Source organism: Mesorhizobium sp. M1E.F.Ca.ET.041.01.1.1, from assembly GCF_003997355.1.
In the GTDB taxonomy this organism is placed as follows: Bacteria; Pseudomonadota; Alphaproteobacteria; order Rhizobiales; family Rhizobiaceae; genus Mesorhizobium.
This window is the reverse complement of sequence record NZ_RZSL01000592.1, coordinates 1-3,576: the sequence shown is the minus strand read 5'-3', so window position 1 is coordinate 3,576 and position 3,576 is coordinate 1. Positions and strand designations below refer to the sequence as shown.

Sequence of the window (3,576 nt, the reverse complement as noted above, 5' to 3'; positions counted from 1 at the left end):
ACGCCGTAGAAATCGGACTTCACCATTGTCTGGAAGAGCAGCAGCGGCATCGCCACGTTGACGGCGAACTCGGATATGCCCTCCCCACTTGCCGGCCGCAGATAGCCGGTGAACCCGGCGAGATAGCCGAGCGCGACGAGGCTGAAGACGAAAAGAACGGTTTCGGTGAGCGGAGTCATTTTCGGGGCGGAGACATTTTTCCCGTGATAGGCGAGCCCCGATCGCGGTGCAATCGGCCAACGGAACCACCCTTCACCCACCCGCCGGTCCTCCGCTTGTTTTTCAGCCGGCTTTGCGGTCCCTATATGCCGATCATGGCCCCCGGCCTCTTGGGCAGCCACAAGGACTTCTCATGCTGCGACTTGCCCTGGCGCTTTTCCTGCTTGCCGTTCCGACCCTCGCCCACGCCACCGACGCGGGCTGGGCGCTGCTGCGCGACGGCGGCCATATCGTCCTGCTTCGCCACGCCTTCGTAACAGGCGCCGCGGACCCGGCGAATTTCGACATCGGCAATTGCTCGAGCCAGCTCAATCTTTCGGAGCGCGGCAAGCAACAGGCGAGCCGCATCGGCGCGCTCTTCGCGGCCCGTGCGGCCCCCATCGAGCGTGTGCTCTCCAGCCGCTACTGCCGCTGCCTCGACACCGCTCGCATCGCTTTCGAGTCCGAACCGGAACCCTTCGCGCCGCTCGATCTTCTGAAAACCGATCCGGCTGAGAAGGCCGCGCAGATGGCGGCGATCATAAAGGAAATCCGGGGCTATTCCGGATCCGACAATCTGGTGCTGGTCACGCATCTGGAGAACATCGTGGCGCTTACCGGCATCGCGCCGCGCGAGGGCGAGGCCGTGGTGGTGGCGCCGGACGGCGACGGCCTCAAGGTGCTCGGCCGGGTTACCTTCTGACACAGCCTCATGCTGGTGTTGCCGAAATACAACTCCCGGAAGACGCCGCAAATCCACCGCGACAATGGCGCTTGCGACAACCCGTCGCAGGGTCTATAGGCGCGCTCCCGGTCACGAAAACCGAAGCGAGCACAACGGTTGGAGCTTTCGTCTCCGCCCGCGCAGGCGGCTTTGCCGCGCTGTGTACGGTGCCGTTTCGGAGTGTTGGGACTTGCGGGTGTAGCTCATGGAGAGCGCCGGATTTGGCTCCGGAGGCAGGGTTCGATTCCCACACCCACGACACGGATAGCTCAGTTGGGTAGAGCATCAGACTCATAATCTGACGGCCGAAGGTTCGAATCCTTCTCCATTTGGCTGATAAGCCAAGGCACCCTTTTACGGTGTTATCTGAAAAACGGTCCGGGGACCGGATTGCGAGGACTTCACGGACGGCAGGGCTTCGGCCCCGCCGGCCCAAGATGTCTTGCGCCATCGGCTCGCGGCCAGGCCCGCGGTGACGATCAAGGCGCGGCAGTGCCGGCAAAGGAGGCTTTGGCCTCCATGCCCGCCTCGCCGCCCCGCGATCCGCTCCCGAAGGCCCGCCGCTTGGCGATGCCACCGGTCTCCGGATCATTCGTGCCCGGAATTGAGAAGAGACGATGGAAACGAGAAACGAAAGGACGATCGACGCATGACTTGACGCCTCGCATGGGGCCATGCCCGACAGGAGTAAAACAATGAAGACCATTCTCGAAAAGCTTCTTGGACGCCGGCGCGTCCTCGTGAAGGAAAATGAGCGTGCCGTCGCCCTCTACAAGGGCGAGATCCAGGCTGTCCTGATGCCGGGCGAGCATTGGCTCGCCAACCGGCGCGGCAACCTGGAAGTCTCCAGGCACGACCTGAAGAACCCGGAATTCGTTTCGGCTTACGAGAAGGCGTTGTTCGACAAGCTCCCGGATGTGGCCGCGCGTCATTTCACCGTCGTTCGCACCGGGCGCACCGACATTGCCGTCATCGAGCGCGACGGCGCCCTCCACGCCGTTCTCACTCCGGACCGCAAGCTCGTGCTGTGGACGGATGCCGGCCCGTGGAAGGTGACGTCCGTCGACACGGCGGCCGATCTGGCCGTCGATCCGGCCTTGATGCGCCGGATCGGGCAGGCCCGGAAGACGGAACACACGTTCCTGCATCCGGTCGTGGACGGCCAGGTCGGGTTGCTGTTCGTGGACGGCGTCTACACCCGCACGCTTGCCGCGGGCGTGCACGCCTTCTGGAATGTCGGACGTATGGTCCAGGTGAAGGTCGTCGACCTCAAGCGCCAGTCGCTTGACGTCGCCGGGCAGGAAATGCTGACCAAGGATCGCGTGACGATCCGCGTCAACATCGCCGCTGAATACCGGGTCGTCGATCCGGTGACGGCGGTGAGCACGGTGAAGGACTTCGCGGAAGCCCTCTACCGTGCCCTGCAGTACGCCTTCCGCAAGACGCTTGGCGCGCTCACGCTCGACCAGATCCTCGACAAGAAGGTGACGGTCGACGAGGAGGCGGCGGCCAAGGTGCGTGCCGACATGGCCGCGATCGGCCTCGAGGTCAGCGATATCGCGCTCAAGGATGTCATCCTGCCGGGCGAAATGCGCGAGATCCTCAACCAGGTGGTTTCGGCCGAGAAGCAGGCCGAGGCCAACGTCATCCGCCGCCGCGAGGAGACGAACGCCACGCGTTCGCTGCTCAACACGGCCAAGGTGATGGCCGAGAACCCGGTGATGCTGCGGCTGAAGGAGCTCGAGGCTCTCGAGGCCATCGCCGGCAAGGTCGAGCGGTTCACCGTCCACAACGGGACGGGCGGGCTGCTGAACGACCTGGTCAAGCTCCGCGAATAGCGGAAGTGTCGCAGCGTAAAATGGGAAGGGCCGCCGGTTCGACCGGTGGCCCTTCTTGTGTTTCCCCAACCCCCTACCCATCTGCCTCCGGCGCATCAGGCCTTTTCCTGCCGGGAAAAACCGATTAGACAGCGCCCAAACAAGATGCGGACAGATTCCGCCCGCAACCCGAAGGAAGAGCCCTTGTCCACGACGTTCGAGAAAGTCGCCAAGATCATTGCCGACACCAGCGAGATCGATATCGACACCATCACCCCCGAAAGCCACACCATCGACGATCTCGGCATCGACAGCCTCGATTTCCTCGACATCGTCTTTGCCATCGACAAGGAATTCGGCATCAAGGTGCCGCTGGAGAAGTGGACGCAGGAGGTCAATGACGGCAAGGCCTCGACCGACGATTACTTCGTCATGAAGAACCTGTGCGCCAAGATCGACGCGCTGGTCGCGGCCAAGGTCGCCTGATGCCGGTTGAGCGCGCGACCTTGACGCGCTCGGCGCGTGACCACGAAAATCGGCATCGATTTTCGGAAGGGATCATGCGCAAGACCAAGAAGCAGCCTCACCCGCAAAGCCGTCCATGAGCAGCCCCCACGACGTCGTCATCACCGGCATCGGCCTTGTCTCTTCGCTGGGAGAGGGTCCGGATGCGCATTGGCAGAAGCTGACCCGGCCGGGCCTCGAGCCGGTGCTCGATGCGACGCGCTTCGCTCCCTACACCATCCACCCCCTGCCCGAGATCGACTGGAACCTGCAGATCGCCAAGCGCGGCGACCAGCGCCAGATGGAAACCTGGCAGAGGCTCGGCACCTATGT

4 protein-coding genes, 1 tRNA gene and 1 pseudogene are annotated in these 3,576 nt (G+C 63.4%); 5 read left to right on the top strand and 1 reads right to left on the bottom strand.

Going from position 1 to position 3,576, the window contains the following annotated elements; genetic code table 11:
* Positions 1 to 233 (bottom strand): AEC family transporter (locus tag EOA38_RS30800; protein WP_245480958.1); only part of this gene is annotated, 233 nt, incomplete at its 3' end.
* Between the two features lie 119 nt (positions 234 to 352).
* On the opposite strand from EOA38_RS30800, the gene EOA38_RS30795 reads away from it, so the two are divergent.
* The 5 genes and pseudogenes from EOA38_RS30795 to EOA38_RS30770 form a co-directional block, all read left to right on the top strand.
* On the top strand, positions 353 to 901 hold the full coding sequence (locus tag EOA38_RS30795; RefSeq protein ID WP_126093336.1) for a histidine phosphatase family protein: 549 nt from the start codon (positions 353 to 355) through the stop codon (positions 899 to 901).
* A 283-nt stretch (positions 902 to 1,184) separates the two neighbouring features.
* Positions 1,185 to 1,250: transfer RNA gene (locus EOA38_RS30785), tRNA-Ile, on the top strand.
* Positions 1,251 to 1,617: 367 nt separating this feature from the next.
* Positions 1,618 to 2,760, top strand: coding sequence for a slipin family protein (locus EOA38_RS30780; RefSeq protein WP_126093335.1), 1,143 nt, complete (start codon positions 1,618 to 1,620; stop codon positions 2,758 to 2,760).
* 183 nt (positions 2,761 to 2,943) lie between these two features.
* Positions 2,944 to 3,225 carry an acyl carrier protein gene (locus tag EOA38_RS30775; protein ID WP_125003297.1) on the top strand — a complete coding sequence of 94 codons (282 nt, stop codon included), beginning with the start codon at positions 2,944 to 2,946 and terminating at the stop codon, positions 3,223 to 3,225.
* A gap of 115 nt (positions 3,226 to 3,340) precedes the next feature.
* A pseudogene (locus tag EOA38_RS30770) lies at positions 3,341 to 3,576 on the top strand (beta-ketoacyl-ACP synthase); the annotation flags it as partial.

What these genes read in the sequence shown, in the direction of transcription:
- EOA38_RS30795 (WP_126093336.1), top strand. Translation starts at nt 353, where the DNA reads ATGCTGCGACTTGCCCTGGCGCTTTTCCTGCTTGCCGTTCCGACCCTC.
- EOA38_RS30780 (WP_126093335.1), top strand. Translation starts at nt 1,618, where the DNA reads ATGAAGACCATTCTCGAAAAGCTTCTTGGACGCCGGCGCGTCCTCGTG.